Below are 26,667 nucleotides of genomic sequence, written 5' to 3' on the forward strand. Positions count from 1 at the left end.
GTCAGCGCGGCGCCGGCACCGCATCGGCCGCCGGACGGCCCGGGTTCGGCGGGCCATCGGGGCGGGACAGGGCGTAGGCCGTGTTGATCAAGGCAACATGGGAGAAGGCCTGGGGGAAATTCCCCAGCATCCGCCCCACCCGCGGGTCGTATTCCTCGGAGAGCAGGCCGACATCGTTGCGCAGCGCGAGCAACCGTTCGAACAGCGCCAGCGCCTCGGACCGGCGGCCGGTCATCGCATAGGCATCCGCCAGCCAGAAGCTGCAGGCGAGGAAGACGCCCTCGTCTCCCGGCAGCCCGTCATCCACCCGCTCCGGCCGGTAGCGGCGCACCAGGCCGTCCCGCATAAGGTCCCGCTCGACAGCGGCGATGGTGCCGAGGATGCGCGGGTCCTCCGCCGGCAGGAAGCCGACGGCCGGCAGCAGCAGCAGGCTCGCATCCAGCTCCCGCGAGCCGTAGCTGCCGACGAAGCTGCCGATGCTGCTGTCATAGCCCTTCCGGCAGATATCCTCGTGGATCTCCCGCCGCAGGGCGCGCCACCGGTCGAGCGGCCCGTCAAGGCCGAAGGCCTCGATGCCCCGCACGGCGCGGTCGAGCGCGGCCCAGGCCATCACCTTCGAGTAGGTGAAGCAGCGCCGGCCATCCCGCGTCTCCCAGATTCCCTCGTCGGGCTCGCGCCAGATCGTCGCCAGGTGGTCGATGAGGGCGCGCTGCAGGTCCCAGGCCGCCTCCGACATCGGCAGGCCATGGCTATGCGCCTGGTGCAGCGCGTCCAGCAACTCGCCATAGACATCGAGCTGGAGCTGGTCATGCGCGCCGTTGCCGATGCGCACGGGGCTGGAGCCCTCATAGCCCGGCAGCCAGTCGGGCTGCCATTCCCGCAGCCGCCGCTCGCCGCCGATGCCGTACATGATCTGGATCTGCGAGGGGCTGCCCATGACGGCCCGCAGCAGCCAGTCGCGCCAGGCCTGGGCATCCTCGGTATAGCCGGCCTGCAGCAGGGCGAGCAGCGTCAGCGTGGCGTCGCGCAGCCAGCAGAAGCGGTAGTCCCAGTTGCGGACCCCGCCGATGCCCTCGGGGAGGGAGGTGGTGGGGGCGGCGACGATGCCGCCGGTCGGCCCATGGGTCAGCGCCTTCAGCGTGATGGCCGAGCGGCGGACGGCCTCGGTCCAGGGCCCGGCCTCCCGCACCCGGCCCGACCAGTGGCGCCAGCGGGAGTCCGTATCGGCCAGCAGGCTCGCCGGATCGGGGCAGACGGCCGGCAGGCTGAGATGCGAGGGGCCGTAATGCATCTGGAAATCGAGGCTCTGCCCCTCGGCCACCGTGAAACGCGCCTGGGTGCGGAGGGCATGCCCTTCGAGCGGCACGGGGGAGTGCAGTATCACCATGTCCGGGCCGGCGATGGCACGGATGCCGTGCCCGTCGGGCAGGCGGGTGACCCAGGGGATGTTGCGGCCGTAATCGAAGCGCAGCGCCAGGTCGAGCTCCATGGTGACCCGGCCGCGCAGGCCGGTCACCCGGCGGAGCAGGGAGGGGCCACTATCGCGGGGCGGCATGCAGTCGATCAGCACCACCTCGCCCTCGGCGGTCTCGAACACCGTCTCGAGCACCAGCGTGCCGTCGCGGTAGCAGCGGCGGCTGCGGGCCGCCCCATCCACCGGGGCGATGCGCCAGCAGCCATGCTCGGGCGTGCCCAGCAGGGCGGCGAAACAGGCACCGCTGTCGAAACGCGGCCAGCAGAGCCAGTCGATGGACCCGTTGCGGCCGACAAGCGCGGCCGACTGCGTATCCCCGAGCAGGGCGTAATCCTCGATGCGGAGCGGCATGGTCAGCCGTGCCGCGGCATCGGCCGGCGGTGGGTCCGGGCTGGAGAGGCCCCGTCGGTGCGGTGCTGCAACTCGGCGTCTGGCATCGTCATCCCTATCCTGGAACGGAAGACCGGCTCGTTCCGGCGGCCTCGCCCACGATCCAGCACCAGGATGAAACGGTCTGCGCCGCTTGGGTTGCACGCACATCTCGCGGCAGCGAGATGCATCTGCCCGGTCGGATACCGGCCGCGGCGGCCCTCATGGCCCAGGCGGACGCATACCGCCTCAGGCGCCCCGCCGCCGCCCCAGCGCGATGCGGAAGGCGAGTTGCGCCAGCAGGCTCGCCCCCGTCAGCACCCCGGCCGCGGCCAGGGCCGGGTCATCCCCGAGCCCCGCCAGCGCCGTGCAGACCGCGCCCACGCCCATCTGGGCGAAACCGTAGAGGCCCGAGGCGGAGCCGACGACCCGGGGGTTCACCCCCACCGCCCGCGTCAGCGCCGCCGGGCTCGCCATGCCGATGCCGAGGGTGAAGACCAGCATCAGCCCCAGCATCGGCACGAGGCCCAGCCGCCCTGCCAGCACCAGGCCGAGGAAGCCGAGCGCCGCGAGGCCGCTCAGCGCATTGGCACCGACCAGCATCCGGTCGATGCCGAGGCGAGGTGCCAACCGCCCGGTCAGCAGGTTGCCGGCCGCCATGCCGAGGATGATCAGGCCGAGGCAGAGGCCGACCTCATGGGCCGGGCGGTGCAGCTCGTCGGTCAGGATGAAGGGCGCGGCGGCGACGAAGGCGTAGAAGGAGGTGGTGGCGCAGCCGCCGCCGATGGCAAGGCCGATGAAGGTCGGGGAGCCGGCCAGGGCCCGGTAGTCCCGGCCCAGCGCGCCGAGATCGACTCCGCCGGCACGCCGGCCCGTCTCCGGCAACAGCCGCCAGGACAGCGCGATGGCCGCCGCGCCGAGCCCCGCCAGCAGCAGGAAGATGGAACGCCAGCCGAGCGTCGAGGCGAGCGCGCCGCCGAGCACCGGCGCCAGCCCCGGCCCCACCAGCATCATCAGCGTCAGCAGGGCCAGGCGCCGCACCGCGTCCTCAGGGCCCGCGGTGTCGCGCACCATGGCCCGGCCCAGCACCAGCCCCGCGCAGCCGCCGAGCGACTGCAGCAGCCGCGCGGCGATCAGCGCCTCCACCCCCGGCGCCAGGGCTGCCGCCAGGCTTGCGAGCGTATAGAGGCCAAGCCCTGCCATCAGCACCGGCCGACGCCCCAGCGCATCGGAGAGCGGCCCATAGGCCAGCTGCCCGACGGCGAGCCCGAGGATGTAGAGGCTGATCGTCATCTGCATGGCACCGGTCCCGGCGCCGAGATCCCGCCCCGCATCCGGCAGGGCCGGGACGAAGATGTGCATCGCCAGGGTGCCGCTGAGGGTGACGAGGGCCAGCAGCCAGAGGGGCGGAGGCGGCTGCGGCGTGGTCTCTGCCATCAGGAACCCTTCAAGGCGGCGGCGGGAAGCCTAGCCCCCGCCCGCCGCCCCGACAAATCCCCGCCTCGGAAGCTCCGGCTGAGGCCGGCGAAGACGCCGCGCCGCATGCCGTATTGCGGCGCGCCGAGGCCGATGCCGGTGCCGTCGCGCAGCTGGTAGTCGCGTCGAAGACGTTGATGAGATCGGCCCGCGCGATCCAGCGTCCGCGATCCGGCCCGGTGAATTCCTGCCGGATGCCGAGATTGACGGTGGCGTAGGAGGCCAACTTCTCCGTCGCGGCGAAGCCCCGCCGCAGCCCGCTGCCATAGAGCATGGTGGCCGAGAGCCGCCCGCCCTCCCTGCCATTCCAGCTGGCTGAAGGGCGCCGCCGTCGTGCCCTCATACCGGGCGATGCTGCCGGCCTGCACCAGCTCGAATTGCGGCGGGGTGAAGGTGCGCGCATAGCCCGCATGGAAGGTCGTCGTGTCGCTCGGCTTCCAGACGATGTTGACGCGCGGCGAGACCTGCCCGGCAGTGACGGATTGCGCCACCTGGTCCCAGCGCACGCCGAAATTCAGCATCAGCCGCGGGGTGATCCGTGGCTGGAGGGTGCCGCGCGCGCCGCCATAGACGCCGATGCTGCCGCCACGATCGAGCGCGCCCGTGCGGGTCTCGAGGTCGATGACGGCATTGGTGCGGAAGCCGAGTTGCGCCGGCAGCGCCCCGGTGGGGACGGAGACGCTGCGGAGCGAGCGCGCATCGAAGACCTGGGCGAAGCCGGCGACGCCTTCCGGCAGCTGCACGCCGTTCAGCCGGTATTGCAGGTTGCGGTGCTCGCCGTGGATATGGATATCGCCCAGGCTGTCCTGCACCACGCCCGGCGTCTGCAGCAGGATCTGGTTCAGCGACCCGTTGGCGCCGCCCGGCAGGCCCTCGATGGTCTCGCGCTCCACCGTCACCTCCCGCGCGCCGAAGCGGGGCGAGCCGCACGAGGGACTAGGGTCAGGCGACGTTTCGTGGTGTTATATTATAATATTCAGCCTGACAAGCCGCCTGCCCCGCCATGTCCGGCCTGCCGGTCTGCCCTCCGTCGCGCCCCCTTGGCCCCGGCAGGGTGAAACGCTAGGTCTCGACCATGAACGCCCTCGCCGACGAAGCCGCCCGCCAGCTCGAAGCCGCCGCCCGCGCCGCGCGCGCCGCAGCCGCCGAACTCGCCCGCGCGCCGCGACCGGCGAAGGACCAGGCCCTGCGGGAAGCCGCCCGGGCATTGCGGGCCTCGGCGCCCGCCATCCTCGCCGCGAACGAGGCCGATATCGCCGGCGCACCCGATCTCTCCGCCGCCTTCAAGGACCGCCTGCTGCTGACGCAAGGCCGCGTCGAGGCCATGGCGCGCGGCCTCGAGGAGGTGGCGGAACTGCCCGACCCCGTCGGCCGCACCCTCGCCGAATGGATACGGCCCAACGGCCTCACCATCCGCCGCATCGCCCAGCCCCTTGGCGTCATCGGCATGGTCTTCGAGAGCCGGCCCAATGTCGCCGCCGATGCCGCGGCGCTCTGCCTCAAATCCGGCAATGCCGTCATCCTGCGCGGCGGGCGGGAGAGCCTGCGCAGCGTCGGCGCCATCCATGCCGCCATGGCCACCGGCCTCCGTGCCGCCGGCCTGCCCGAGGCCGCCGTGCAGGTGGCGCAGACCGCCGATCGCGGCTTCGTCGGCGCCATGCTGCGCGCCGCCGGCCTCATCGACCTCATCATCCCGCGTGGCGGCAAGGGCCTCGTCACCCGGGTGATGGAGGAGGCGCGCGTCCCCGTCCTCGCCCATGCCGAGGGGCTCTGCCACACCTACGTCCATGCTGCGGCGGACCCGGCCATGGCGCGCGCCATCCTGCGCAACGCCAAGCTGCGCCGCACCGGCGTCTGCGGCGCGACCGAGACGCTGCTGATCGACGCTGCCATCGCGCCGGGCCTGCTGCCCCTGCTGGTCGCCGACCTGCGCGCCGAGGGCTGCGGCTTCCGCGCCGATGAGCGCGCCCGCGCCATCTGCCCCGATCTGCCGGCCGCCGGCCCGGAGGACTTTGCCACCGAATGGCTGGATGCCATCCTTTCGGTCGCGGTGGTGGACGGCGTTGATTCGGCCCTCGCCCATATCCGCCGCTACGGATCGGAGCATACCGAGGCGATCGTGACCGAGGATGCCGAGGCCGCGGCCGCCTTCCTCAACGGCCTCGATTCCTCGGTCGGGCTGTGGAATGCCTCCACCCAGTTCTGCGACGGCGGCGAGTTCGGCTTCGGCGCCGAGATCGGCATCGCCACCGGCCGGCTGCATGCCCGCGGCCCGGTCGGCTTGGAGCAGCTCTGCACCTACCGCTACCATGTGATCGGGAGCGGACAGGTCAGGCCCTGATCCCTCCCCAACCGGAGGGACCATCCATGCGCCGCCTGCTTCTCGCCACCGCCGCCCTGCTGCCTGCCCTGGCCGCAGAGGCGGCCTGCCCGCCCGACCCGGCGGTGGCCGCCACTGCCGGCGCGCTGCTCGCCGGCCGCCCGGCGGAGCCCTATCCCGACCTCTCCATGGCCGATGCCGAATGCGCCCGCGCCAAGCTGGTGCCGCTGCTGGCGGCCGAGCTGGGCCGGCCGATCGGCTACAAGGCCGGCGCCACCGGCGCGGCGACCCAGCGCGCCTTCGGCCTTTCGGGCCCCGTCTATGGCGTGATGTTCGAGAGCACCACCAGCCTGCGGGACGGCGCCACGCTGCAGCTCACGCCGCAGATCGCGGGCGTCAGCGTCGAGGCGGACCTGCTGGTGCGGGTGCGGGACGAGGGGATCAACACGGCGGGCAAGGACCATGTCGCCATCCTCCGCCATCTCGACCAGGTTATCCCCTATATCGAATTGCCGCGCGTCGGCCTCGGTGGGCCGGTGAACGGGCCGCTGCTGGTCTCGGTCAATGTCGCGGCGCGGCTCGGCGTCACCGGCACGCCCATCCCGGTGCAGGCGACGGAGGAATTCGCCGCCCGTCTTGGCTCCATGACGGTGGTGCTGTCGGACGACACGAAGGAACTGGCCCGCGCCTCGGGCAGCGCGCTGCTCGGCCATCCGCTGAACGTCATCCCCTGGCTGGTCGGCGACCTCGCCCGCAACGGGCTGACGCTGAAGGCGGGTGACATCGTCTCGCTCGGCGGCTTCGCCCCCTCGGTCCCGGCCGTGGCGGGCCGCAGCTATACCCTGCGCTATGAAGGCCTGCTGGCGCAGCCGGTATCGGTCGGCCTCCAGGTCAGGTGACAGGCCGCTGGGGGGATGGCCGCCGGGCGCGCATCGGCCTGCTCGGCGGCAGCTTCAACCCGGCCCATGCCGGGCACCGGCATGTGGCGGAGCGGGCGCTGCGCGCCCTCGGGCTCGACCAGGTCTGGCTGCTGGTCTCGCCCGGCAACCCGCTGAAGCCGCGCCGCGGCATGGCGCCCTTCGCCGAGCGCCTGGCCTCCGCCCGTGCCATCGGCGACGGCCGGCGCGTCCTCGCCACCGACCTGGAGGCGCGGCTCGGCAGCCGCTACACGGTGGTGACGCTCGCCCTGTTGCAGCGACGCTTCCCGCGCGCCTGCTTCGTGCTGCTGATCGGCGCCGACAACCTCTCCCAGCTGCCGCGCTGGAAGCGATGGCGCGATCTGGCACGGCGGACGCCGCTCGCCGTGCTGCCGCGGCCGGGCGAGACGCGGCGGGCGCTGTCCGGCCAGGCGTCGCGCGCGCTCGCGCGGCACCGGCGGCGGCCCGGCGCGTTGCTGGAGGACTGCCGCACCGGCGGGCATGCAGGCTGGAGCCTGGTGCCGGCCCGCGAACATCCGGCGTCCGCGACGGCCATCCGCCGCGCCGCCGGCAACATGCTATAGAGCCAACCCATGGGGCGGGTTTCCGGGTCGCATTGGCCTACGGAGCCTGCTCCAGCACATCGTTTAGTCCAGCAGATCCCTTCGGTCGGGCGAGTCGCCTGATCGGGGTCTGCTCCAGGAACAGAGGAGGCGGCCATCGCGCGCACGCCACGGTCCCCCAGCGGGGGCGAGAGCACATCCACCACCCGGCGTCGTCCGGCCAGCCCGGAGGCGAAATCTCCGCGCTCGGCCAAGCCGGCCGCGCCGGCGAAGCCCCGGATCCCCGGCAAGCAGGCCCCGCGCGGCAGCGCAAAGCCCGCGCCACGCGGCAGCGCAAAGCCCGCGCCACGCGGCAGCGCGAAGCCTGCGCCGCGCAGCAGCGTAAAACCTGCAGCGCGCGGCGGTGCGAAGCCGGCACCAGCCCGGACCCGCGCGGCCGAGCGCGACGAGGCGCCACGCGCCGCCCGCAAGCCAGCCCCCCGCGGCCGCGCCGCGGAGCGGGATGAGGCATCGCGCCCCACCCGCAAGCCCGCCGCCCCGCGCGGCCGCACGGCCGAACGGGACGAGGCCCCACGCGCCGCCCGCGGGCCAGCCCCCCGCGGCCGCGCCGCGGAGCGGGATGAGGCATCGCGCCCCACCCGCAAGCCCGCCGCCCCACGCGGCCGCACGGCCGAACGGGACGAGGCCCCACGCGCCGCCCGCGGGCCTGCGCCTCGCAGCCGCATGGCCGAGCGGGAGGAGGCCCCGCGCCCCGCGCGGAAGCCTGCCGCGCGCAGCCGCACGGCCGAGCGGGACGAGGCGCCGCCGCGCGGCACCGCGCGCAAGCCCGCACCCCGCAGCCGCACCGCCGAGCGGGACGAGCCGCCACGCGCCGCCCGGAAGGCCGCCCCTGCCAAGCGCACCCCGGCTCAGCGAGCCCCCGCCCGCGACGAGGCACCGCGCACGGCCGCCCGCAAGCCCGCGCCCCGCACCCGCGCCGTCGCGGCGGCGGAGGCCCCCCGCGCCCGGCCGAAACCCCGCGCCGCCGCCAGGCCCGCGGCGAAGGCGCCCGCGCGCCGTGGCACCTCGGTGCCCGAGGCGAAGGTCATCCGCCGCCCCGTCGGCGTGCCACCCAAGCCCGTCCCGCAGGAGGATGCGAGCCCGCGCAAGCGCCAGGTCATCGCCGGGCCCGAGGCGAAGCCTGCCGGCCGCCTGCGCGCCAAGGAGAAGGCCACGCCAGACCGGCTGGAACAGCTCGTCACTGCCGCCTGCGCCAGCCTCGAGGACGACAAGGCCGAGGACATCCTCGTGCTCGACGTCACCGACCGCGCCAGCTTCACCGACCGGATGATCATCGCCACCGGCCTCGCCGACCGGCAGATGCAGGCCATGGCCAACCATCTGGAGGATGCGCTGGAGAAGGTCGGCCTCAAGCTGCGGCGGGATTCGATCCAAGGCTCGGACGACTGGGTGCTGATCGATTGCGGCGACCTCGTCATCCACCTCTTCAAGCCCGAGGCGCGGACGACCTACGCGCTCGAGCGGATGTGGGGGCCGGAGAGCCCGCCCGGCACGCCCGCAGCTGAGGGTGAGGGCGATAGCGAGGCCAGCCCGCCGGACGACCCGGCCGAAGCGTGAGCCGCGCGCCCCGGCTGGTCGCCATCGGCCGGCTGAAGGGCGGGCCGGAGGCGGCGTTGTTCGACCAGCACAATGCCCGCCTCCGCCCGCCCTTCGCGGTGACGGAGCTGGCCGAGGCGCGCGGCAGCCCGGCCGAGATCCGCCGGCGGGAGGGCGCCGCCCTGCTCGCCGCCCTGCCCGAGGCGGCGCTCGCCGTCGCCCTCGACCTCGGCGGCGAGGCCCCGACCAGCGAGGCGCTCGCGGCGCTGGCGGCGCGCTGGGAGGCGACGGGGCGGCCGCTCTGCTTCCTCATCGGCGGGGCGGAGGGGCTCGACCCGGCCGTGCTGGCGAGGGCCGATCATCGCCTCTCCCTCGGCCCGCTCACCTGGCCGCATTTCCTGGTGCGCGGGTTATTGGCCGAGCAGTGGTATCGGGTGCAGGCAATCCGTTCCGGACATCCCTATCATCGTCCCTGGCGGCCTTGAGGGGGAACACGGGATGCTCATGCTGGCGGCACTGGTCTGGATCGGCGTCCATGTCGGCATCGCCGGCACGCGGCTGCGGGATGCCATTGTCGCCCGAACCGGGGAGGCCGGCTTCCGCATCGGCTTCTCCCTTGCCTCCGTCGCGGCCATCGCCTTCCTGATTCGCGCCTGGCAGGCGGCGGAGACGGTACCGCTCTGGTTCGCGCCCGCCTGGCTGCGCTGGGTGCTGGCCCTGCTGATGCTGCCTGCCTTCATCCTCTTCGTCGCCTCGGTGGCGCGGGCGAACCCCACCGCGGTGGGCGGCGAGGCGCGGCTGGCGGCCGAGCCGCGCGGCATCCAGCGCATCACCCGCCACCCGATGCTCTGGTCCTTCGCCCTCTGGGCGGCGATCCACATGCTCGGCAATGGCGACAGCGCGGCGCTGGTCTTCTTCGGCGCCTTCCTCGTCACCGCCCTGGCGGGAATGCCGAGCATCGACGCCAAGCTGGCCCGTCGCGCGCCGGCCGCCTGGGCGGGCCTCGCCGCCCGCACCTCCATCCTGCCCTTCGGCGCCATCCTCGCCGGGCGGAACCGGCTGGTGCTCCGCGAGATAGGATGGCTGCCGCCGGTGATCGGCCTGCTGGCCTGGGCGGCGATGCTGCATCTGCACGGGCGCCTCTTCGGCGTCTCGCCGCTGATCCTGGGATGAGCACCATGGAGGAAGGCCAGCTTCTCGCCCGCCCCCGCCTGCCCGCCGGGGAGGCCTGGCCGCTGCCGCCCGGGCTGCATCCGCTCGGCCTCGGCGGGGCGCGGGATGGGCTGCTGCGCGTGCCGAAGGCGCCCCTCCCCGGCCCGCTGCCGCTGATCCTCATGCTGCACGGCCATGGCGGCGACGCGGCGCGGGCGCTGCAACGCATCGAGCCGATCGCTGATGCCGCGCTGATCCTGCTGCCGGAGAGCCTCGGCGCCACCTGGGACGTGCTCGAGGGCGGCTACGGGCCGGATGTCGCCCGCATCGACGCCGCGCTGGCCCGCATCCTGGCGGCCTGGCCGGTGGACCCGGCGCGCGTCGCGGCCGCGGGCTTCTCCGACGGCGCCTCCTACGCCCTGTCGCTCGCCATGATGAACGGCGCGCTCTTCACCCATGCGCTGGCCTTCTCCCCCGGCTTCGCCGCGCCGGTGCGGATCGAGGGCAAGCCGCGCTGCTTCCTCAGCCATGGCACCGCCGACCGCGTGCTCAATATCGACCTGTGCAGCCGCCGCCTGGCACCGAAGCTCCGGCAGTCCGGCTATCCGCTGACCTATCTGGAATTCAGCGGCGGTCATGAGGTGCCGGAGGAGGTTGCCCGGCGGGCGCTCGCCTTCCTCGATACGGCCTAGGCTTCAACGATCCGGAGGGAGGAGACAAGAATGGACGAGATCGCCGAGAACCTCGCGGGCAAGGTCGCCATCGTCACCGGCGCCGGCTCCCGCCCCGGCGAAGGCGTCGGCAATGGCCGCGCCACCGCCATCCTGCTGGCCCGCGCGGGGGCCCGGCTGGTGCTGGCCGATGCCGTCGAGGCCTGGGCCGAGGAGACGCGGCGGATGATCGAGGCCGAGGGCGGCGAGGCCCTCACCATCGCCGCCGACGTGACCAGGCCCGAGGACTGCCGCCGCATCGTCGAGGCCGCGACCGGCCGCTGGGGCCGGCTCGACGTGCTGGTGAACAATGTCGGCATCGGCGGCCCCAAGGGCACGGCGGAGGAGGTGGACCCGGAGGCCTGGGCGCAGGGCCTGCTGGTGAACGTCACCTCGATGATGCTGATGGCGAAATACGCGGTGCCGGCCATGCGCGCCGCGGGCGGCGGCTCCATCGTCAATATCGGTTCGGTCGCCGGGCTGCGCGGCGGGCACCCGCATCTGCTCTACCCGACCAGCAAGGGCGCCGTGGTGAACATGACGCGGGCGATGGCGGTGCATCATGCGCCTGACGGCATCCGGGTGAACTGCATCTGCCCCGGCATGGTCTATACGCCGATGGTCCAGGCCGGCGGCATGACGGCGGCCAAGCGCGACGCCCGCCGGCGGCGCAGCATCCTGCAGACCGAGGGCAGCGGATGGGATGTCGGCGCCGCCGTCGCCTTCCTCTGCGGCGGCCGGTCCCGCTGGATGACCGGGGCGATCATCCCGGTGGATGCCGGCGCCACCGCCATCGCCGGGCTGCCGCAGGAGGGCGGGGGCGGCTGAGGGATGCGCGCGTCACGCTGCGGCGTCAGCGCGCATCGTGGAAGATGATGCCGAGCGTGTGCCGCTGGCCGCTGCGCAGCCGGCTCACCCCATGGCGCATCGTCACCCGATGGTCCCCGCGGCTGCCGCGCACCGGCCGCTGCGCCACGGCGAAGGCTGCCGCCTCGCCCTGTCCGAGCGGCACCACCTCGACGCGGGATTGCTGGCGCGGCCGCTGCTCGGTCAGGACGAATTCCCCGCCGGTGAAGTCCTCCGGCCGCGACAGCAGCAGCACGACCTGCAACGGGAACACATGCTCCCCATAGAGGTCCTGGTGCAGGCAGTTGAAGTCGCCCGGCCCGTAGCGCAGCAGCAGCGGCGTCGGCCGCGCCTGGCCGGCCGCATGGCAGCGGGCCAGGAATTCGCCATGCCCGGCCGGGTAGCGCACCGGCAGCCCCATCCGCTCGGCCCAGCGGTTCGCCACCGGCGCCAGCCGGGCGTAGAGCGCACCGCGCAGCGCCGCCACGCGATCCGGCAGGGGATGGGCGAAATACTGGTACTCGCCCCGCCCATAGCCATGCCGCGCCATCACCACCCGGCTGCGGAAGCGCCCCGGCTCGTCGTAGAGGGCGGCAAGCGCGCCGCACTCCTCGGGCGTCAGCAGCGGGCCGAGCCGCGCCACGCCCGCCGCATCCAGCTCCGCTTCCGCCGCCGCCCAGTCGATCCCCTGCATCGCCGCCCTCCTCGCCCCGCGCATATGGACGTGAACGCCCCGTCCCGCCCCCCGCCTGTTGCGCCCGCATGGCGCCGGGTCTAAGGCCGGCACGACCCCGGAGAGGAGCCAGCCCATGCCCGCACCCCGCCCCGTGATGCTCACCATCCTCGATGGCTGGGGCTGGCGCGAGGAGAGTGCGGACAATGCCGTGCGCCTGGCCAACACGCCCGTCTTCGATGCGTTCTGGGCTGCCGGGCCGCATGCCTTCCTCCGCACCTCGGGTCGCGATGTCGGCCTGCCGGACGGGCAGATGGGCAATTCGGAGGTCGGCCACCTCAATCTCGGCGCCGGGCGCGTGGTGATGCAGGACCTGCCGCGGATCGACGCCGCCGTCGCCGATGGCTCGCTGGCCAGGATGCCCGCGCTGGTCGAGCTCATCGCCAGGCTGAAGGAAACGGGGGGCACCTGCCACCTGCTCGGCCTGCTCTCCCCGGGCGGCGTCCACAGCCACCAGGCCCATGCCGCGGCGCTCGCCCGCGTGCTGTCCGAGGCTGGGGTGAAGGTCGCCTTCCACGGCTTCACCGATGGCCGCGACACGCCGCCGGAGGCCTCGCCCGGCTACCTCGCCACGCTGCAGGCGGCGATCGGCGGCCTCCCCGGCGTGCGGATCGCCACCATCACCGGCCGCTACTTCGCCATGGACCGCGACCACCGCTGGGAGCGCGTTGGCCAGGCCTGGCGCGCCCTGGTGCTGGCCGAGGGCGAGCACGCGCCGGACGCCGCCGCCGCCATCGCCGCCGCCCATGCGAGGAAGGTGACGGACGAGTTCATCCCGGCGACCGTCATCGGCGACTATGCCGGCATGCGGGACGGCGACGGGATCCTCTGCTTCAACTTCCGCGCCGACCGGGTGCGGGAGATCCTCGAGGCGCTGCTCGACCCGGACTTCCAGGGCTTCGAGCGCCCGCGCAGCCCGCGCTTCGCCGCCGCGCTCGGCCTGACCGAATACTCGACCGAGTTGAACCGCTTCCTCGCCACCCTCTTCCCGCCGCAGCCGATGCAGGACCTGCTGGCCGAGGTGGTCTCCCGCGCCGGGCTCCGCCAGCTCCATGCGGCGGAGACGGAGAAGTACCCGCATGTCACCTTCTTCCTGAACGGGGGCCTGGAGCCGCCCTATCCCGGCGAGGACCGCATCATGGTCCCCTCCCCCAAGGTCGCCACCTACGACCTGCAGCCGGAGATGTCGGCGCCGGAGCTGTGCGAGCGGGTGGTCGCGGCGATCAACTCCGGGACCTATGACCTGGTGGTGCTGAACTTCGCCAACCCGGACATGGTCGGCCATACCGGCAGCCTGCCGGCCGCGATCAAGGCGGTGGAGACGGTGGACGCGGCGCTCGGCCGCATCGCCGAGGCGGTGAAGGCCCAGGGCGGCGCCCTGCTGGTCACCGCCGACCACGGCAATTGCGAGCTGATGAAGGACCCGGTGACGGGCGGCCCGCACACCGCCCACACCACCAACCCGGTGCCGGTCTTCCTCGTCAACGGCCCGGCCGGGGCGAGGCTGGCCGATGGCCGCCTCGCCGATGTGGCCCCGACGCTGCTGGAGCTGATGGGCCAGCCCCAGCCGGCGGCGATGACCGGGGTGTCGCTGCTCAGGCGCTGATGGCGCCGGCCACGGCCGCCATGCTACCGCTGCCGGCGTTTTGAAGCGCATCGCCGCCCTTCCGGCCCGGTCCGGCGTCCAGCCCCTGCTGCTGGCGCTGGCCCTCGCCGTGCCATGGGCCGCCCCCGCCCAGCAACCCACGCCCCAGGCGGTGCAGGACGCCCATCGCGCCGCCCAGGCCGAGCGCGCCGCCGCCGAGGCCGCCGCCCGCGCCGCCCAGGCCGCCGCGGCGGAGGAGCACCGCCTTGCGGAACGCCGCGTCGAGGCCGCCCGCCGTGCCCAGGCCGCCGACCAGCGCAAGGCGGAGGCCGAGGAAAGCCTGGCCGCCGCCCGCGCCGCCACCGAGGAGGCCCGCGCCCAGGGCCGCGCCCGCGCCGAGGCACTGGCTCCGCTGCTGCCGCTGATGCTCCGCCTCGGCCTCTGGCCGGCGGAATCCCTGCTCGCCGTGCCCGGCCCGCCGGAGGACCGGCTGCGCGGCCTGCTGGTGCTGCAGGGCCTCTCCCGCCAGCTTGCCACCGAGGCCAGGGCACTCCGGGCAGCCGAGCGCGAGGCGGCCCATCTGGCCGCCGCCGCCGCGGAGCGGGCCGCGGCGCTGCGCGAGGCGGAGGCCCAGGCCCGCTCCGCCTCCGCCGCCCTCGAGGCCGAGCTGAAGACGGCGCGCGAGCGCCGGGCCGGCGCCGAGGATGCCGAGGAGGCCACCGCCCGCCGCGCCGCCGCCGCCGCCGCCCGGGCCGGCAGCCTGGAGGCCGCCCTCACCAGGCTCCGCCAGGAACAGGCGCGCGAGGCCGCCGAGGCGAGAGCCCGCGAGGCGGCGGAGGCACGCGCCCTCGCGGCCGCCGAGGCGCGGGCGCGTGCCGCCGCCGAGGCCAGTGACCGCGCGGCCGCCCGGAATCGTGCCGAGGCTGCCGCCCGCGCCCGGGAGACGGCACGCGAGGCGGCCGAGGCCCGCAGCCGCCGCGCCGAGGCCGAGATGGCTGCCTCCCGCACGCCCGATCCGGCTCCCCGCGCCGGCGGCGGCCGCACCATGCCCGTCCCCGGCCGCGTCATCCGCGAATTCGGCGGCGCCGGCGAGGGCGGCCCGGCCCGTGGTCTCACCGTGCAGGCCGCCGCCGGCGCCCGGGTGGTCAGCCCCTGCGGTGGCAAGGCGGTCTTCGCCGCGCCTTTCCGCAGTTTTGGCCAGTTGTTGATTGTGGATTGCGGCGATGGCTACCATTTCGTGCTGGCGGGGCTCGATCGGCTGGATGCCTCGCCAGGGCAGCGCCTGCTGGCCGGCGAGCCGGTCGGGCAGTTGGGCGACGGCGCGCTGTATCTCGAGTTGCGGCGCAACGGACAGCCGGTCAACCCGCGCGGATGGCTCTCCGGGTCGGGCTAGGGCGTGCCTCACGGGACTGCGGTCAATACCTGGAGCATGGTCCAGGGATACCGGACGTTAAGGTTACTGGCCCTGCCATGCGGCGGGGCTTCACGCTAACATGCCGGATCGCGGCCCGCCCGGGCCGCACCGGAACAGGGATACGGGTGCCGCATGAAGGGCAGGGTTCGGACGGTGACGACGGTCGGCGCGGCATTCGCCGCCGGCATCATTCTCGGCCCCATGGTCACCTCCCCCATGGTCAAGGCCTGGGCGCAGGACGGTGGCCGGGCCGAGACCTACCGCCTGCTGAACCTGTTCGGCGACGTCTTCGAACGCGTCCGCGCCGAATATGTCGAGCCGATCAACGACCGCGACGCGGTCGAGAACGCGATCAACGGCATGCTGACCGGCCTCGACCCGCATAGCAGCTACCTGAACCAGCGCTCCTACCGCGACATGCAGGTGCAGACGCGGGGCGAGTTCGGTGGCCTCGGCATCGAGGTCACCCAGGAGAACGGCTACATCAAGGTCATCAGCCCGATCGACGAGACGCCCGCGGCCCGCGCCGGCGTCAAGGCAGGCGACCTGATCACCCATCTGAACGGCAATTCCGTCCAGGGCCTCACCCTGCAGGAAGCGGTCGAGCAGATGCGCGGCGAGCGCGGCACGGCCATCAAGATCACCATCCGCCGCGAGGGCGCCGACCGGCCGATCGAGCTCTCCCTCACGCGGGAGGTCATCCGCCCGCAGGTGGTGCGCTTCCGCATCGAGGGCAACGACGTCGCCTATGTGCGGCTCACCTCCTTCAACGAGCAGACGGATGTCGGCCTGCGCCGCGCCATCCAGACCATGCGCGGGCAGGCCGGCAACAGCCTGAAGGGCATCGTGCTCGACCTGCGCAACAATCCGGGCGGGCTGCTCGACCAGGCGGTGCAGGTCTCGGACGACTTCCTCGAGCAGGGCGAGATCGTCTCGACCCGCGCCCGCCGGCAGGAAGACGCCCAGCGCTGGAACGCCAAGGGCGGCGACATCGCCGGCGGCCTGCCGGTCGTGGTGCTGATCAACGGCGGCAGCGCCTCGGCCAGCGAGATCGTCGCCGGCGCCTTGCAGGACCACAGGCGGGCCATCGTCCTCGGCACCAAGTCCTTCGGCAAGGGCAGCGTGCAGACGGTGATGCCGATCCCCGGCCAGGGTGCCATCCGCCTCACCACCGCGCGCTACTACACGCCCTCCGGCCGCTCCATCCAGGGCACCGGCATCGAGCCCGATATCGAGGTGCTGGCCCAGCGCCAGGAGGCAACTGCCACCATCCCGCGCGAGCGCGAGGCCGATCTGCGCCGCGCGCTCCGCAACGAGGGTGGCGTGCAGCAGCCGACCGGCGCCTCCATCCCGCCGCTGCAACTGCCGGCCGGCCTTGCCGAGAAGGTGACGCGGTTGCCGCCCGAGGGCACGCCCGCCTTCGATGCCACCAAGCCGGAAACCGATTTCCAGCTCCAGCAGGCGATGCAGCTCCTCCGCAACCTGGCGGCGGTGCAATCCCCGGGCCGGCGCGCCTCGGCGCGCTGACCTCCCCGGGATGGCCGCGCCGATGGCCGCGCTGGGGCGCCTACCGGCCGGTTGGCGCGCGCTGATCCTCTGCTGGGCCGCGGTGCTGCTGCTGCTCGGCAGCGGGGCCGGGGTGTTGGCCTGGCTCGGCCCGCTGCCGGAACCTGCCCCGGTCGCGGAGGCGCCGCCACCCGCCGCCACCCCGGCTATCCCCTCGGCCGCGGCGCCAGCCACGGCCGCTGTCGAGCCACCTGCCACAAGCGAGCCGCCACCCGCCCCCAGCCCGGCCCCCACCCCAGCCACTGCCCCGCTGCCCGCCGCGCCCGAGCCGCCGCCCCTGATCGAGGCCGCCAGCCGCCCTGCCCTGGCACCCGACCGCGCCATCCCCGCCGCCGACCCTACCCTGCTGGAGGCCGGGCCGCATGGCCCGATACCGCGCATCAGCCCCGATGGCCGCAGCCCGATCCGCGTCTTCGGCCGCCCCTTCGACCGGCAGGACAGCCGCCCGCGCATCGGCCTCGTCATCGGCGGGCTCGGCATGAATGCCGCACTGACCGAGGAGGCAATCCGTCGCCTGCCCGGCCCCGTCACCCTCGCCTTCAGCCCCTATGCCCCGCAGCCCGGCCGGTTGCTGGACCAGGCCCGCACCCGCGGCATGGAGGTCCTGCTCGCCCTGCCGCTCGAGCCCACCGGCTACCCGCTCAACAACCCCGGCAACCGCGCCCTGCTCACCACCCTGCACGAGGCGGAGGCGGAGGACCGGCTGGCCTGGCTGCTCTCCCGCTTCACCGGCTATGTCGGGGCGATCGGCGCGCTCGGGCCCATGCGGGGCGAGCGCTTCGCCGCCCTGCCCGGCCCGCTCGGCGACCTCCAGGCCCGGCTCGCCAGCCGCGGCCTGCTCTATATCGACCCACGCCCCGGCGCCGCCGGGCCGGACCGCGCCTGGGGCCGGGGCATCGACCTCGTGGTGGACGAGCCGGCGACGCGCGGCGAGATCGAGCTCAAGCTCGCCCAGCTCGTGGCCCTGGCGCGGGAACGCGGCTCGGCCCTTGGCTATGCCGGCGAGGCCTCCCCGGTGCTGATCGACCGCGTGGCCGCCTGGGCTGGCAGCGTCGAGGCGCAGGGCCTGGCGCTCGCCCCCGTCACCGCACTGATGCGCCGCCCGGCCAGCGAGCCCGCCCGCGCCCGCGCGCATTGAGAGGAAGCACCATGGACCTGCCCTACCGCGACAATGTCGGCGCGGTGCTGTTCAACCGCGCCGGGCTCGTGCTCGTCGCCCGCCGCGCCGACCTGCCGAATGCCGAGGGCGCGCCCGGCGGCTGGCAGCTGCCCCAGGGCGGGATGGACCCCGGCGAGGACCCCGCCATCGCCGTCTTCCGCGAGATGGAGGAGGAGATCGGCACCCGCAACGCCGCGATCATCGCCGAGCATCCGGATTGGCTGAGCTACGACCTGCCGCCGCATCTGCTCGGCCGGGCGCTGGGCGGCAAGTATCGCGGCCAGCGGCAGAAATGGTATGCCCTGCGCTTCCTCGGCGAGGATGCGGAGATCCGCCTCGACCTCGACCCGCACCCGGAATTCGATGCCTGGCGCTGGGTGCCGCTGGCCGAACTTCCTTCGCTCGCCGTTTCGTTCAAGCGCGAGATCTATGATATCCTCGCCCGCGACTTCGCCCGCTACGCCGGGTGATGCGGGAGAGCAGGCAGCATGACGGGTTGGATCCTCCTCGGCGTCGTTGTCCTCCTGCTGCTCTGGCTCGTCGTCACCTACAACCGGCTGGTCGCGCTGCGGCAGACCACCGGACAGGCCTGGTCGGATGTCGATGTGCAGCTGAAGCAGCGGCACGACCTCATCCCCAACCTGGTCGAGACGGTGAAGGGCTATGCCGGGCATGAGCGCGGCACCCTCGAGGGCGTGGTGCAGGCCCGCAACGCCGCGCTCGGCGCCCAGGGGCCGGAACAGGCCGCCGCCGCGGAAGGCGCGCTGGGCGCCGCGCTCGGCCGGCTGCTGGCGCTGTCGGAGGCCTATCCCGACCTCAAGGCCAACCAGAATTTCCTCCAGCTCCAGTCGGAGCTGGGCGATGTCGAGAACAAGATCGCCGCCGCCCGGCGCTTCTTCAACAACGCCGTCGCCGAGTACAACAGCGCCATCCAGCAGATCCCGGCGGTGCTCTTCGCCGGCGCGCTCGGCTTCCTGCCGCGCGGCTTCTTCGAGGTGGCGGAGGGCGAGCGCGCCGCCATCGCCGCCCCTCCCCAGGTGAAATTCTAGCGCGGCCCCCATGCCATGCGCGCCTTCGGGCTGAAGACCTGGATCTGGAACAATGGCTGGAAGACGGCACTGCTGCTGGCCGGCTTCCCCTTCCTGCTGCTGCTGATCTGCTTCGCCTTCGGCCTGCTGATCGTGGCCGATGGGGCCCCCTCCTTCCGCCAGGGCCTGCGCGACGCGGCGCATATCATCCCCGCCGTCCTGCCCGTGGTCCTGGCGGTGACGGCGATCTGGTTCGCCATCGCCTGGGTCTGGAACCAGCGCATCCTCGACCTGCTGAGCGGCGCCCATCCGGTGACCCGGGCGGAGGAGCCGCGGCTGTGGAACGCGGTCGAGACGCTCTGCATCAGCCGCGGCCTCGGGATGCCGCGCCTCGCCGTGATCGAGCAGCCGGCACGCAATGCCTTCGCCTCCGGCCTCTCGCGCACCACCGGCGCCATCACCGTGACGCGCGGCCTGCTCGAGGCGCTCGATGACCGCGAGCTCACGGCCGTGCTGGCCCATGAGCTGACCCATATCCGCAATGGCGATGCCAGGCTGGCGGTGGTCGCCGCCGTCTTCGCCGGCGTCATCTCCCTGCCCGGCGAGCTGATGGTGCGCGCCGGCCGCCTCTTCGGCCAGGCCACCACCACGACGGGCAGCCGCGGCTCCTCCCGCTCCTCCTCGAAGGGCGACGGCAAGGGCGGCGGCGCCATCCTGCTGGTGCTGCTGGCGCTCGCCATCATGCTGCTGACCTGGGCGCTGGCGCTGGCGCTGCGCTTCGCCCTCTCGCGCAACCGCGAATTCCTCGCCGATGCCGGAGCCGTGGAGCTCACCCAGGACCCTGATGCGCTGATCGCCGCGCTGCGCAAGGTCGCCGCCCGGGCGGAGCTGCCGCGCCTGCCCTCCCAGGTGCAGGCCATGCTGCTGGAAAGCTCCGGCGAGACACTCGGCCGCTCCTGGCTGGCCACCCATCCACCACTCGACGAGCGCATTGCCGCCCTGGTCCGCTATGCCGGTGGGCGGGATAGCGGCCCGGTTTCCGTCCTGGTGCCGGACTCGCCCCCGGAGGCCCCGATGCCCAGCGCCGCGCCGCCATCCGGGTCCCCATGGTGGCGGCAATCATAACCTAAAAACACCCTGTGGTTGACGAAACCGCCGAAACATTAAGCATCCACTAATACATAAAATGACATGCAGAGGCCGGGGTACGCATCCCCGAAAGGCTGAACGAGATGCCGGGCCCAGTTGCATCGCCACCTCCCTCCCCTGCCTCCGGCCTCACCATGCCGCGCCGGATCCTCGTCATCGAGGATGAGGCCTTCATCGCCATGCTCATGGAGGACACCCTCCTTGAGGCGGGCTACGAGGTCCTCACGGCGAATAACGGGGAGACCGCGCTCAGGCTGGCGCAGTCGGTGAGCCGCCTGACCGCGGTCGTCACCGGCATCGACCTGTCCGGCGGCATGACTGGACAGGCCGTGATCCGCAGCCTGCGCCAGACTATGCCGGGCCTCCCCGTCGTGGTCGTCACCGGCTTTCACCCCAGCGCGCGGGAGGCCGATCTCCGTGGCATCGGTGGCCCGACGACACGGCTCGAGAAGCCGGTGGCTCCCGAGGCTCTCCTGGCCGGCCTCGCCGAGGTGCTCGCCGATCCGCATAGCCGCGCCTGCCGGCAGCTGCGGCGGACCCGGGCCGCACCATCGAACGACGGCAGCGCCTGGTAGCTCCTGGCACCCGCTGATGGCCGCATCGGGGGCCTGCCGGCGCCCCGATGAGCGATCTTGCACCCGGCCGCGCGGCCTGCGCATGGTGCGGTCGCATGCGATTCCTCCATACGGCCGACTGGCATCTCGGGCGCAGCCTCGGCGGCTATTCCCTGCAGGATGACCAGGCCGTCCTGCTGGCGGAGCAGCTCCCCGCCATCGTGCGCGACACCGCCCCCGATGCGGTCCTGCTGGCCGGCGACATCTTCGACCGTGCCGTGCCGCCGGCCGAGGCGGTGCGACTGCTGGACGAGGTGCTGAGCGGGCTGGTGCTCGGCCTCGGCGTCCCCGTGGTGATGATCCCGGGCAACCATGACGAGGCGCGCCGCGTCGGCTTCGGCGCCCGGCTGCTGGCCGCCTCGCGCCTGCACATTGTGCAATCGCCCTGCGGCGAGGCCATCCCGGTCGCGGGCCGGGCCGGCGACGGCGCCACCATCGTCGCCTGCGGCTACGCGACGCCGCTGGCCCTGGCGCGGGAGCCGAGCCTCGCCCATGCCAGCTTCGCCGACCATGACGGCGCCTTCGCCGCCCTCGCCCCCTGCCTGCATGCGCTGTGCCCGGCCGAGGGGCCGCGCGTGCTGGTGGCCCATGCCTTCGTCGCCGGCGGCGCCGAGAGCCCGCTCAGCGAGCGCGCCCTCTCGGTCGGCGGCAGCGGCGCCATCGGCGCCGACCGCTTCGCCGGCTTCGACTATGTCGCGCTCGGCCATCTCCACCGGCCGCAGAACCTGCTCGGCGGCAGGCTGCGCTACAGCGGCTCCCCCTTTCCCTACAGCGTGGAGGAGGCCGACCACGCCAAGTCGGTCACCCTCGTCGAACTCGGGCCCCAGGGCGCGCTGCGCATCGAGGAGATCCCGCTCACCCCGCGCCGCGGCCTCCGCGTGCTGACCGGCCGCTTCGCCACGCTGCGCGAGACCGAAGGCCCGGCGCGCGAGGACTATGTTGCCCTGGTGCTGACCGACCCGACGCCGGTGCCCGAGGCCCAGCGCCGCCTCGCCGAGATCTTCCCCCGCATCGTCGGCCTCCGCTATGCCGCCGAGCGCACCGGCACGGGCAGCCTCGGCGGCGCCAGCGCGGCGGAGCGCGTGGCGCGGCCGCTCGACCTCTTCGGCCGCTTCCATGCCGAGCTGCGCGGCACCCCGCTGCCGGAGGCGGCGCGGCCCGTCCTCGTCGCCGCCATCGAGGCCGCCGAGATCGCCGGCCACTGACGCCATGCGCCCGCTCCGCCTGACCGTCACTCATTTCGGCCCCTATGCCGCGCGGCAGGAGATCGACTTCGCCGCGCTCGGGCCGCATCGCCTCTTCCTCATCGCCGGGCCGACCGGGGCGGGGAAGACCAGCCTGCTGGACGCCCTCTGCTTCGCCCTGTTCGGCGAGAGCAGCGGGGAGGAGCGGCTGCCCGGCCATCTCCGCAGCCGCCACGCCCCGCCCGATGCGCCGACCGAGGTGGCGCTGGAATTCCTCCAGGCCGGCCGCCGCTGGCGCATCGCCCGCAGCCCGGAATGGGAGCGGCCCAAGCGCCGCGGCGAGGGCACGACGAAGGAGCGGATGAAGGTCTCGCTCCAGGCCCTCGACACCGACGCCCCGCCGGTCGAGCGCGAGAGCGAGGTCGAGGCGCGCATCCGCGAGTTGCTCGGCCTCAGCGCGGCCGAGTTCCGCCAGACGGTGCTGCTGCCCCAGGGCCGCTTCCGCGAGCTGCTGGTGGCGAAGCCCGCCGACCGGCAATCCATCCTGCAGACCCTGTTCCGCACCGCCCTCTATGCGCGGATCCAGAAGGAATTGTCCCAGGCGGCCAATGCGGCGAAGGGCGCGCTGCGCGAAGCGGTCGGCGCCCGCGCCGGCCTGCTGCGCCGCGCCGGGGCGGACACCCCGGAGGCCGCGCTGGCCGCCCGCGCCGCGCTGCGCGAGGCCCAGGGGGCGGCCGAGGCGGCGCGCGAGGCCGCCGCCGCCCGGGCCATCGCCGCCCGCGCCGCCGAGGCCGCCGGCCAGGACGCCGCCCGCCGCCTCGCCGAAGCGCAGAGGGCGGCCGAGGCGCTGGCCGGGCTCGCCGCCCGCGCGCCCGCCATCCAGGCCGACCGCACCCGGCTGGACGCTGCCCGCCGCGCCGACCGGCTCGGCCTGCCGCTCGCCGAGGCCGAGGCCGCCGCCGGCTCCGCCACCACCCAGCGCAGCGGGGCCGCCGCCGCCGCCATCCGCGCGGAGCAGGCCCGCGACCGCCTTGCCCGCGCCGAGGCCGCCCTGGCCGAGGCTCCCGCCCAGGAGGCCGCCGCCCGCGCTGCCGCGACCGAGGCGGAGCGGTTGCAGGGCCTCGTCGCCCTCGTCGCCGAGGCCGAGGCCGCTGCCCGCGACGCCGCCACCGCCCGAGCCGCCGCGGGGCGGGCCACGGCCGCCCTCGCCACCGCCACCACGGCGCTGGAGGCCGCGCGCGGGGGCGCAGCCGCCACCGAGGCTGCTCGCGCCACCGCCCAGGCGGGTGCCGACCAGGCGGAGCGCCACCGCCTTGCCCGCGACGCCGCCGCCGTCCGGCTCGACGCCGCCCGCGCGCTGGAAGCGGCCGAGGCGTCCCTGCACCGCGCCCGCGCCACCGGCGAGGCCGCCACCGCCGCCGAGGTCCGCGCCCTCGCTGAGTTCCGCGGCGCCCGGGCGGAGCGCGAGGCCGCCGCCGCCCGCATCGCCGCCGACCATGCCGCCCGCTTCGCCCTGCTGCTCGCGGATGGCGCGCCCTGCCCGGTCTGCGGCAGCCCGCATCATCCCGCCCCCGCCCATCCGCCTGCCGGCGAGGCCCTGCCCGACCTCGATGCCCTCGACACCGCCGCCCGCGCCGCCGAGGCCCGGCTGGAGGAAGCCCGCCGTGCCGCCGCCCGCGCCGCCACCGCGCTGGCCATCGCCACCGAGCAGCAATCCGCCGCGCTCGCCCGCCTCGGCACCGCGCCGCGCGAGGGCCTGGCCGCCGCGCTGCAGGCCGAGCAATCCGCCCTTGCCGCGGCCGAGGCCGCCGCCACCCGCCTGCCCGCCCTTGCCCGCGCCGCCACCGAGGCCATGGCCGCCGTCACCGCCGCCGAGGCCCGCCTCGTCACGGCAAGGGAGGGCGCCATCGCCGCCGCCGGTGCCCTGGCCGCCGCCGATGCCCTCCAAGAGGAGCGCCAGCGCCGGCTGCCCGCCGAGGCCCCGGACGCCGCCAGCCTGCGCACCCAGGCCGCCGCGGCCGCTGCCCGCGCCACGAGCCTCGCCAACGCGCTGCGGGCCGCCCGCGAGGAAGGCGCCGCCGCCGCCGAGGCTGCCCGCGCCCAGGCCGAGCGCCATGCCGAGGCGGAGCGCGCCGCCCGCCTTGCCGAGGCGGCAGCGGCGGATGCCACCGCCCGGCTCGCCAGTGCCTGCGCCGCCGCCGGCTTCGCCGATGCCGAGGCCGCCCGCGCCGCCCGCCTGGACGCCGCCGCGCAGGAGGCACTGGCCGCTGCCATCGCCGGTTTCGACCGCGCCCAGGCCGCCGCCACGAGCCGGGCCGAGGCCACCGCCCAGGCCGCCGCCGGACTCGCCCCGCCCGACCTTGCCGGCCTCGCCGCCGCGCGGGAGGCGGCCGAGGCCGCCGCCACCATGGCCCTGCAGCAAGCCACCCTCGCCCAGCGCGCGGTCGAGGAGCATGACCGCCTGCTCGCCGAGATCGAGGCCGCCGATGCCGCCCTTGCCGAGGCCGAGGCCGAGGCAGCGCTGCGCCAGGACCTCGCCGACCTGGCCGAGGGCCGCGGCACCGGCCTCGACTTCGAGGGCTTTGTGCTGTCCGGCCTGCTGGACGAGGCCTTGGCGGCCGCCAATGCCCGGCTCGCCGGCATGCTCGATGGCCGCTACCGCCTGCGCCGGCGGGAGGAGCCGGAGCGGCTGCGCGCCCGCGCCGGCCTCGATATCGAGGTAGTGGATGGCTGGAACGCCGAGGCGCGGCCGGCCGCCACCCTCTCCGGCGGCGAGGGGTTCTGCGCCTCCCTGGCCATGGCGCTCGGCCTCGCCGATACGGTGGCCGCCCATGCCGGCGGGCACCAGCTGGATGCGCTCTTCATCGATGAGGGCTTCGGCACGCTGGATGCCGAGACGCTGGACACCGCCATCCGCGTGCTGGAGGGGCTGCAGGCCGGCGACCGGCTGGTCGGCGTCATCAGCCATGTGGCGGAGCTGCGCGAACGCATCCCCGCCCGGCTGGAAGTGACGCCCGGCCGCCGCGGCACCATGGCGGCCTTCAGGCTCGGCTAGTAGGTGGCGAAGATCCGCTCGATCTCGGCCGGCTCGCTGCTGACCGTCAGCGCCAGCGCGAGCAGGATGCGCGCCTTCTGCGGGTTGAGGTTGTCCGCCGGGATGAAGCCGGCCTCGGCCAGCTTCGTCGTCGGGAAGACCCGGCCGCTGCCGGCCCGCGTCGATTGCAGCACGACGACGCCGGCCGCCCGTGCCTCCTTCAGCGCCGCCGCATCGCCCGGCGTGACGAAGCCCGGCGCGAAGCCGGCGGCGACGATCCCCTTCGCCCCGGCGTCGGTGAAGGCGCGCACCGCCGTGCCGTCGGCGCCGGCATAGCTGTAGGCGATATCGACCCGCGGCAGCGCATCGAGCCCGCGGATGTCGAACTCGGTCTCCGGCGCCAGCCGGCGCAGCGGCCGGCGGTACCACACCACCTTGTCGCCATCCGCCTGGCCGAGCACGCCGAAATCCGGGCTGCGGAAGGTCTGCATCCGCCCGGTGGAGGTCTTGGTCACCTCGCGCGCCGCCTGGATCTCGTCATTCAGCAGCACCAGCGCGCCGAGGCCGCGCGCGCCCTCGTCGGCCGCGACGCGCACCGCATTGACGAGGTTCAGCCCGGCATCGGTCGAGAGCGCCGAGGCCGGCCGCTGCGAGCCGACCACCACCACGGGAACCGGCACCTTCAGCGTCAGCGACAGGAAATAGGCCGTCTCCTCCAGCGAGGCGGTGCCATGGCCGATGACGATGCCGGCGACCTGGGGGTCCTCCTTCACCACCTTGTCGCAGAGCAGGACGAGCTGCCGCCACTCCGTCCAGGCGATCTGCGGCGAGGGCACGTTGCGGTAGGGCACCGCGAAGACCTCGGCCACCCGCTGCACATCGGGGAATTTGTCGAGGATGCCATCCGCCTGGAGCATGTTGCCCATGGCGCCGTAGTTGACGGTATCCAGCGGCCCGTTGCCGAGCGAGGAGATCGTTCCGCCCGTGCCGATGAAGGCGATCTTCTTCTTGCTCATGCAGCCGCACGCTCCTCCGTGGCGAGGCCGGCGATGCACTCATCGACCGTCAGCACATCGCCGAATTGCAGGTAGAAACCGAGCAGGGAGGCGCTGTGCTCCGCATCCGTCACGGCGGCGCAGCCGTCGCTCACCATCACGGTGCGGAAATTCAGCATCATCGCGTCCCGCGCGCTGCTCTCGCAGCAGCAATTGGTGACGGTGCCGGCGATCAGCACCGTGTCGAGCCCGCGCGCGCGCAGCCGCTCCGGCAGGTCGGAGCCGCCCTGGATGAAGGCGCTGTAGCGGTATTTCCGCACCACCTCGTCGCAGATCCGCACATCGAGCGCGGGCCAGAGCGCATGGCCCGGCATCCCCTCGCTCATCGAGGCGGCGCGGCGGGCACGCGCCTCGGACGTCGCCATCTCCTGCATGACGGACCATTCCGTCTCGCAGCGCTCGTCGAAGGTGTTCTGGATCCAGTAGACCGCGCCGCCGGCCCGGCGCAGCGCCCCGGCCAGGCGGTTGATCGCCGGCACCACATGCTCCGCCATCGGGCAGAGCGCATGAGCGAGATCGGCCCGCATGAAGCCGTTCTGCATGTCGATCACCACCAGGGCGGTGCGGCGCGCATCGAGCCGGGCGAAGGGATGGGGCGTGCCGCAGCGTCCGGCGACGCGGGCCGCGACGGCCTCCGGGATGGTGAAGGGATGCATGCCGAACCTCTGCACGAATGGGCCTGGCCTGCGCTGCGCGGTTCCCTGGTGCCGGCTCTCCGGCCGG

24 protein-coding genes are annotated in these 26,667 nt (G+C 74.2%); 18 read left to right on the top strand and 6 right to left on the bottom strand.

All coding sequences use genetic code 11. The features are described 5' to 3' along the window. Position 1: 1 nt before the first annotated feature. The 3 genes from BLR02_RS20685 to BLR02_RS20695 all read right to left on the bottom strand — a co-directional run bounded on the left by BLR02_RS20685 (position 2) and on the right by BLR02_RS20695 (position 4,212). Positions 2-1,825, bottom strand: a complete 1,824-nt coding sequence (locus BLR02_RS20685) for a glycoside hydrolase family 15 protein (RefSeq protein ID WP_090664502.1) — start codon at positions 1,823-1,825, stop codon at positions 2-4. A gap of 267 nt (positions 1,826-2,092) precedes the next feature. Further along, complete coding sequence (locus BLR02_RS20690; protein ID WP_090561467.1) at positions 2,093-3,280, bottom strand: multidrug effflux MFS transporter; 1,188 nt, start codon at positions 3,278-3,280, stop codon at positions 2,093-2,095. Next, positions 3,280-4,212: a TonB-dependent receptor domain-containing protein gene (locus BLR02_RS20695; RefSeq protein ID WP_090664503.1), complete on the bottom strand. Its 933-nt coding sequence runs from the start codon at positions 4,210-4,212 to the stop codon at positions 3,280-3,282. Before BLR02_RS20695 ends, BLR02_RS20690 begins: the two co-directional genes overlap by 1 nt. Before the next feature lie 182 nt (positions 4,213-4,394). Here BLR02_RS20695 and BLR02_RS20700 point away from each other — a divergent pair, with 182 nt between their 5' ends. From BLR02_RS20700 to BLR02_RS20735, 8 genes are all read left to right on the top strand, one after another. Further along, the gene (locus BLR02_RS20700) at positions 4,395-5,660 is read left to right on the top strand and encodes a glutamate-5-semialdehyde dehydrogenase (RefSeq protein WP_090664504.1); all 1,266 of its coding nucleotides are present in this window, start codon (positions 4,395-4,397) and stop codon (positions 5,658-5,660) included. Positions 5,661-5,686: 26 nt separating this feature from the next. Next, on the top strand, positions 5,687-6,538 hold the full coding sequence (locus tag BLR02_RS20705; protein ID WP_090561461.1) for a 2-keto-4-pentenoate hydratase: 852 nt from the start codon (positions 5,687-5,689) through the stop codon (positions 6,536-6,538). Further along, positions 6,535-7,140, top strand: coding sequence for a nicotinate-nucleotide adenylyltransferase (locus BLR02_RS20710; protein ID WP_090561460.1), 606 nt, complete (start codon positions 6,535-6,537; stop codon positions 7,138-7,140). Before BLR02_RS20705 ends, BLR02_RS20710 begins: the two co-directional genes overlap by 4 nt. Positions 7,141-8,223: 1,083 nt before the next feature. Next, the gene (gene rsfS / locus BLR02_RS30570) at positions 8,224-8,736 is read left to right on the top strand and encodes a ribosome silencing factor (protein WP_408735532.1); all 513 of its coding nucleotides are present in this window, start codon (positions 8,224-8,226) and stop codon (positions 8,734-8,736) included. Continuing rightward, complete coding sequence (locus tag BLR02_RS20720) at positions 8,733-9,200, top strand: 23S rRNA (pseudouridine(1915)-N(3))-methyltransferase RlmH (RefSeq protein ID WP_245704880.1); 468 nt, start codon at positions 8,733-8,735, stop codon at positions 9,198-9,200. Before rsfS ends, BLR02_RS20720 begins: the two co-directional genes overlap by 4 nt. A gap of 13 nt (positions 9,201-9,213) precedes the next feature. Continuing rightward, positions 9,214-9,888 (top strand): NnrU family protein, encoded by a 675-nt coding sequence (locus tag BLR02_RS20725; protein WP_090561458.1) that lies wholly within the window; start codon positions 9,214-9,216, stop codon positions 9,886-9,888. After that, entirely contained in the window at positions 9,885-10,559 is a 675-nt protein-coding gene (locus tag BLR02_RS20730) for an alpha/beta hydrolase (protein ID WP_090664506.1), read from the top strand. The genes BLR02_RS20725 and BLR02_RS20730 overlap by 4 nt, the downstream gene beginning before the upstream one ends. Positions 10,560-10,589: 30 nt before the next feature. Continuing rightward, the gene (locus tag BLR02_RS20735; protein WP_090664507.1) at positions 10,590-11,405 is read left to right on the top strand and encodes an SDR family NAD(P)-dependent oxidoreductase; all 816 of its coding nucleotides are present in this window, start codon (positions 10,590-10,592) and stop codon (positions 11,403-11,405) included. A gap of 25 nt (positions 11,406-11,430) precedes the next feature. Here BLR02_RS20735 and BLR02_RS20740 read toward each other — a convergent pair whose 3' ends face one another. Further along, positions 11,431-12,117 carry a 2OG-Fe(II) oxygenase gene (locus tag BLR02_RS20740; protein WP_245704881.1) on the bottom strand — a complete coding sequence of 229 codons (687 nt, stop codon included), beginning with the start codon at positions 12,115-12,117 and terminating at the stop codon, positions 11,431-11,433. Between the two features lie 115 nt (positions 12,118-12,232). Here BLR02_RS20740 and gpmI point away from each other — a divergent pair, with 115 nt between their 5' ends. The 10 genes from gpmI to BLR02_RS30915 all read left to right on the top strand — a co-directional run bounded on the left by gpmI (position 12,233) and on the right by BLR02_RS30915 (position 24,910). After that, entirely contained in the window at positions 12,233-13,762 is a 1,530-nt protein-coding gene (gene gpmI, locus BLR02_RS20745; protein WP_090664508.1) for a 2,3-bisphosphoglycerate-independent phosphoglycerate mutase, read from the top strand. A 40-nt stretch (positions 13,763-13,802) separates the two neighbouring features. After that, entirely contained in the window at positions 13,803-15,134 is a 1,332-nt protein-coding gene (locus BLR02_RS20750) for a murein hydrolase activator EnvC family protein (protein WP_090664509.1), read from the top strand. Between the two features lie 153 nt (positions 15,135-15,287). After that, positions 15,288-16,682: a S41 family peptidase gene (locus BLR02_RS20755; protein WP_090664510.1), complete on the top strand. Its 1,395-nt coding sequence runs from the start codon at positions 15,288-15,290 to the stop codon at positions 16,680-16,682. A gap of 22 nt (positions 16,683-16,704) precedes the next feature. Beyond that, the gene (locus tag BLR02_RS20760; RefSeq protein ID WP_090664511.1) at positions 16,705-17,859 is read left to right on the top strand and encodes a divergent polysaccharide deacetylase family protein; all 1,155 of its coding nucleotides are present in this window, start codon (positions 16,705-16,707) and stop codon (positions 17,857-17,859) included. A gap of 11 nt (positions 17,860-17,870) precedes the next feature. Next, positions 17,871-18,350: an RNA pyrophosphohydrolase gene (locus BLR02_RS20765; RefSeq protein WP_090561439.1), complete on the top strand. Its 480-nt coding sequence runs from the start codon at positions 17,871-17,873 to the stop codon at positions 18,348-18,350. Positions 18,351-18,368: 18 nt separating this feature from the next. Continuing rightward, complete coding sequence (locus BLR02_RS20770; RefSeq protein ID WP_090561437.1) at positions 18,369-18,929, top strand: LemA family protein; 561 nt, start codon at positions 18,369-18,371, stop codon at positions 18,927-18,929. Positions 18,930-18,944: 15 nt separating this feature from the next. Next, complete coding sequence (locus BLR02_RS20775; protein ID WP_090664512.1) at positions 18,945-20,033, top strand: M48 family metalloprotease; 1,089 nt, start codon at positions 18,945-18,947, stop codon at positions 20,031-20,033. A gap of 158 nt (positions 20,034-20,191) precedes the next feature. Then, a complete protein-coding gene (locus BLR02_RS20780; RefSeq protein ID WP_176849715.1) occupies positions 20,192-20,632 on the top strand; it encodes a response regulator in 441 nt (146 codons plus the stop codon). Between the two features lie 95 nt (positions 20,633-20,727). Next, positions 20,728-21,876, top strand: coding sequence for an exonuclease SbcCD subunit D (locus BLR02_RS20785; RefSeq protein ID WP_090664514.1), 1,149 nt, complete (start codon positions 20,728-20,730; stop codon positions 21,874-21,876). A 4-nt stretch (positions 21,877-21,880) separates the two neighbouring features. Next, positions 21,881-24,910: an AAA family ATPase gene (locus tag BLR02_RS30915; protein ID WP_176849716.1), complete on the top strand. Its 3,030-nt coding sequence runs from the start codon at positions 21,881-21,883 to the stop codon at positions 24,908-24,910. On the opposite strand, the gene BLR02_RS20795 is transcribed toward BLR02_RS30915, so the two are convergent. Both BLR02_RS20795 and BLR02_RS20800 read right to left on the bottom strand, forming a co-directional pair. Then, positions 24,907-25,905, bottom strand: a complete 999-nt coding sequence (locus BLR02_RS20795; RefSeq protein WP_090664516.1) for an asparaginase — start codon at positions 25,903-25,905, stop codon at positions 24,907-24,909. The two genes, BLR02_RS30915 and BLR02_RS20795, sit on opposite strands and share 4 nt — an antisense overlap. Next, complete coding sequence (locus BLR02_RS20800; RefSeq protein WP_090664517.1) at positions 25,902-26,600, bottom strand: isochorismatase family protein; 699 nt, start codon at positions 26,598-26,600, stop codon at positions 25,902-25,904. The genes BLR02_RS20795 and BLR02_RS20800 overlap by 4 nt, the downstream gene beginning before the upstream one ends. Between the last annotated feature and the right edge of the window lie 67 nt (positions 26,601-26,667).

The sequence above is a fragment of the Belnapia rosea genome (genome assembly GCF_900101615.1).
Classification (GTDB): Bacteria; Pseudomonadota; Alphaproteobacteria; order Acetobacterales; family Acetobacteraceae; genus Belnapia; species Belnapia rosea.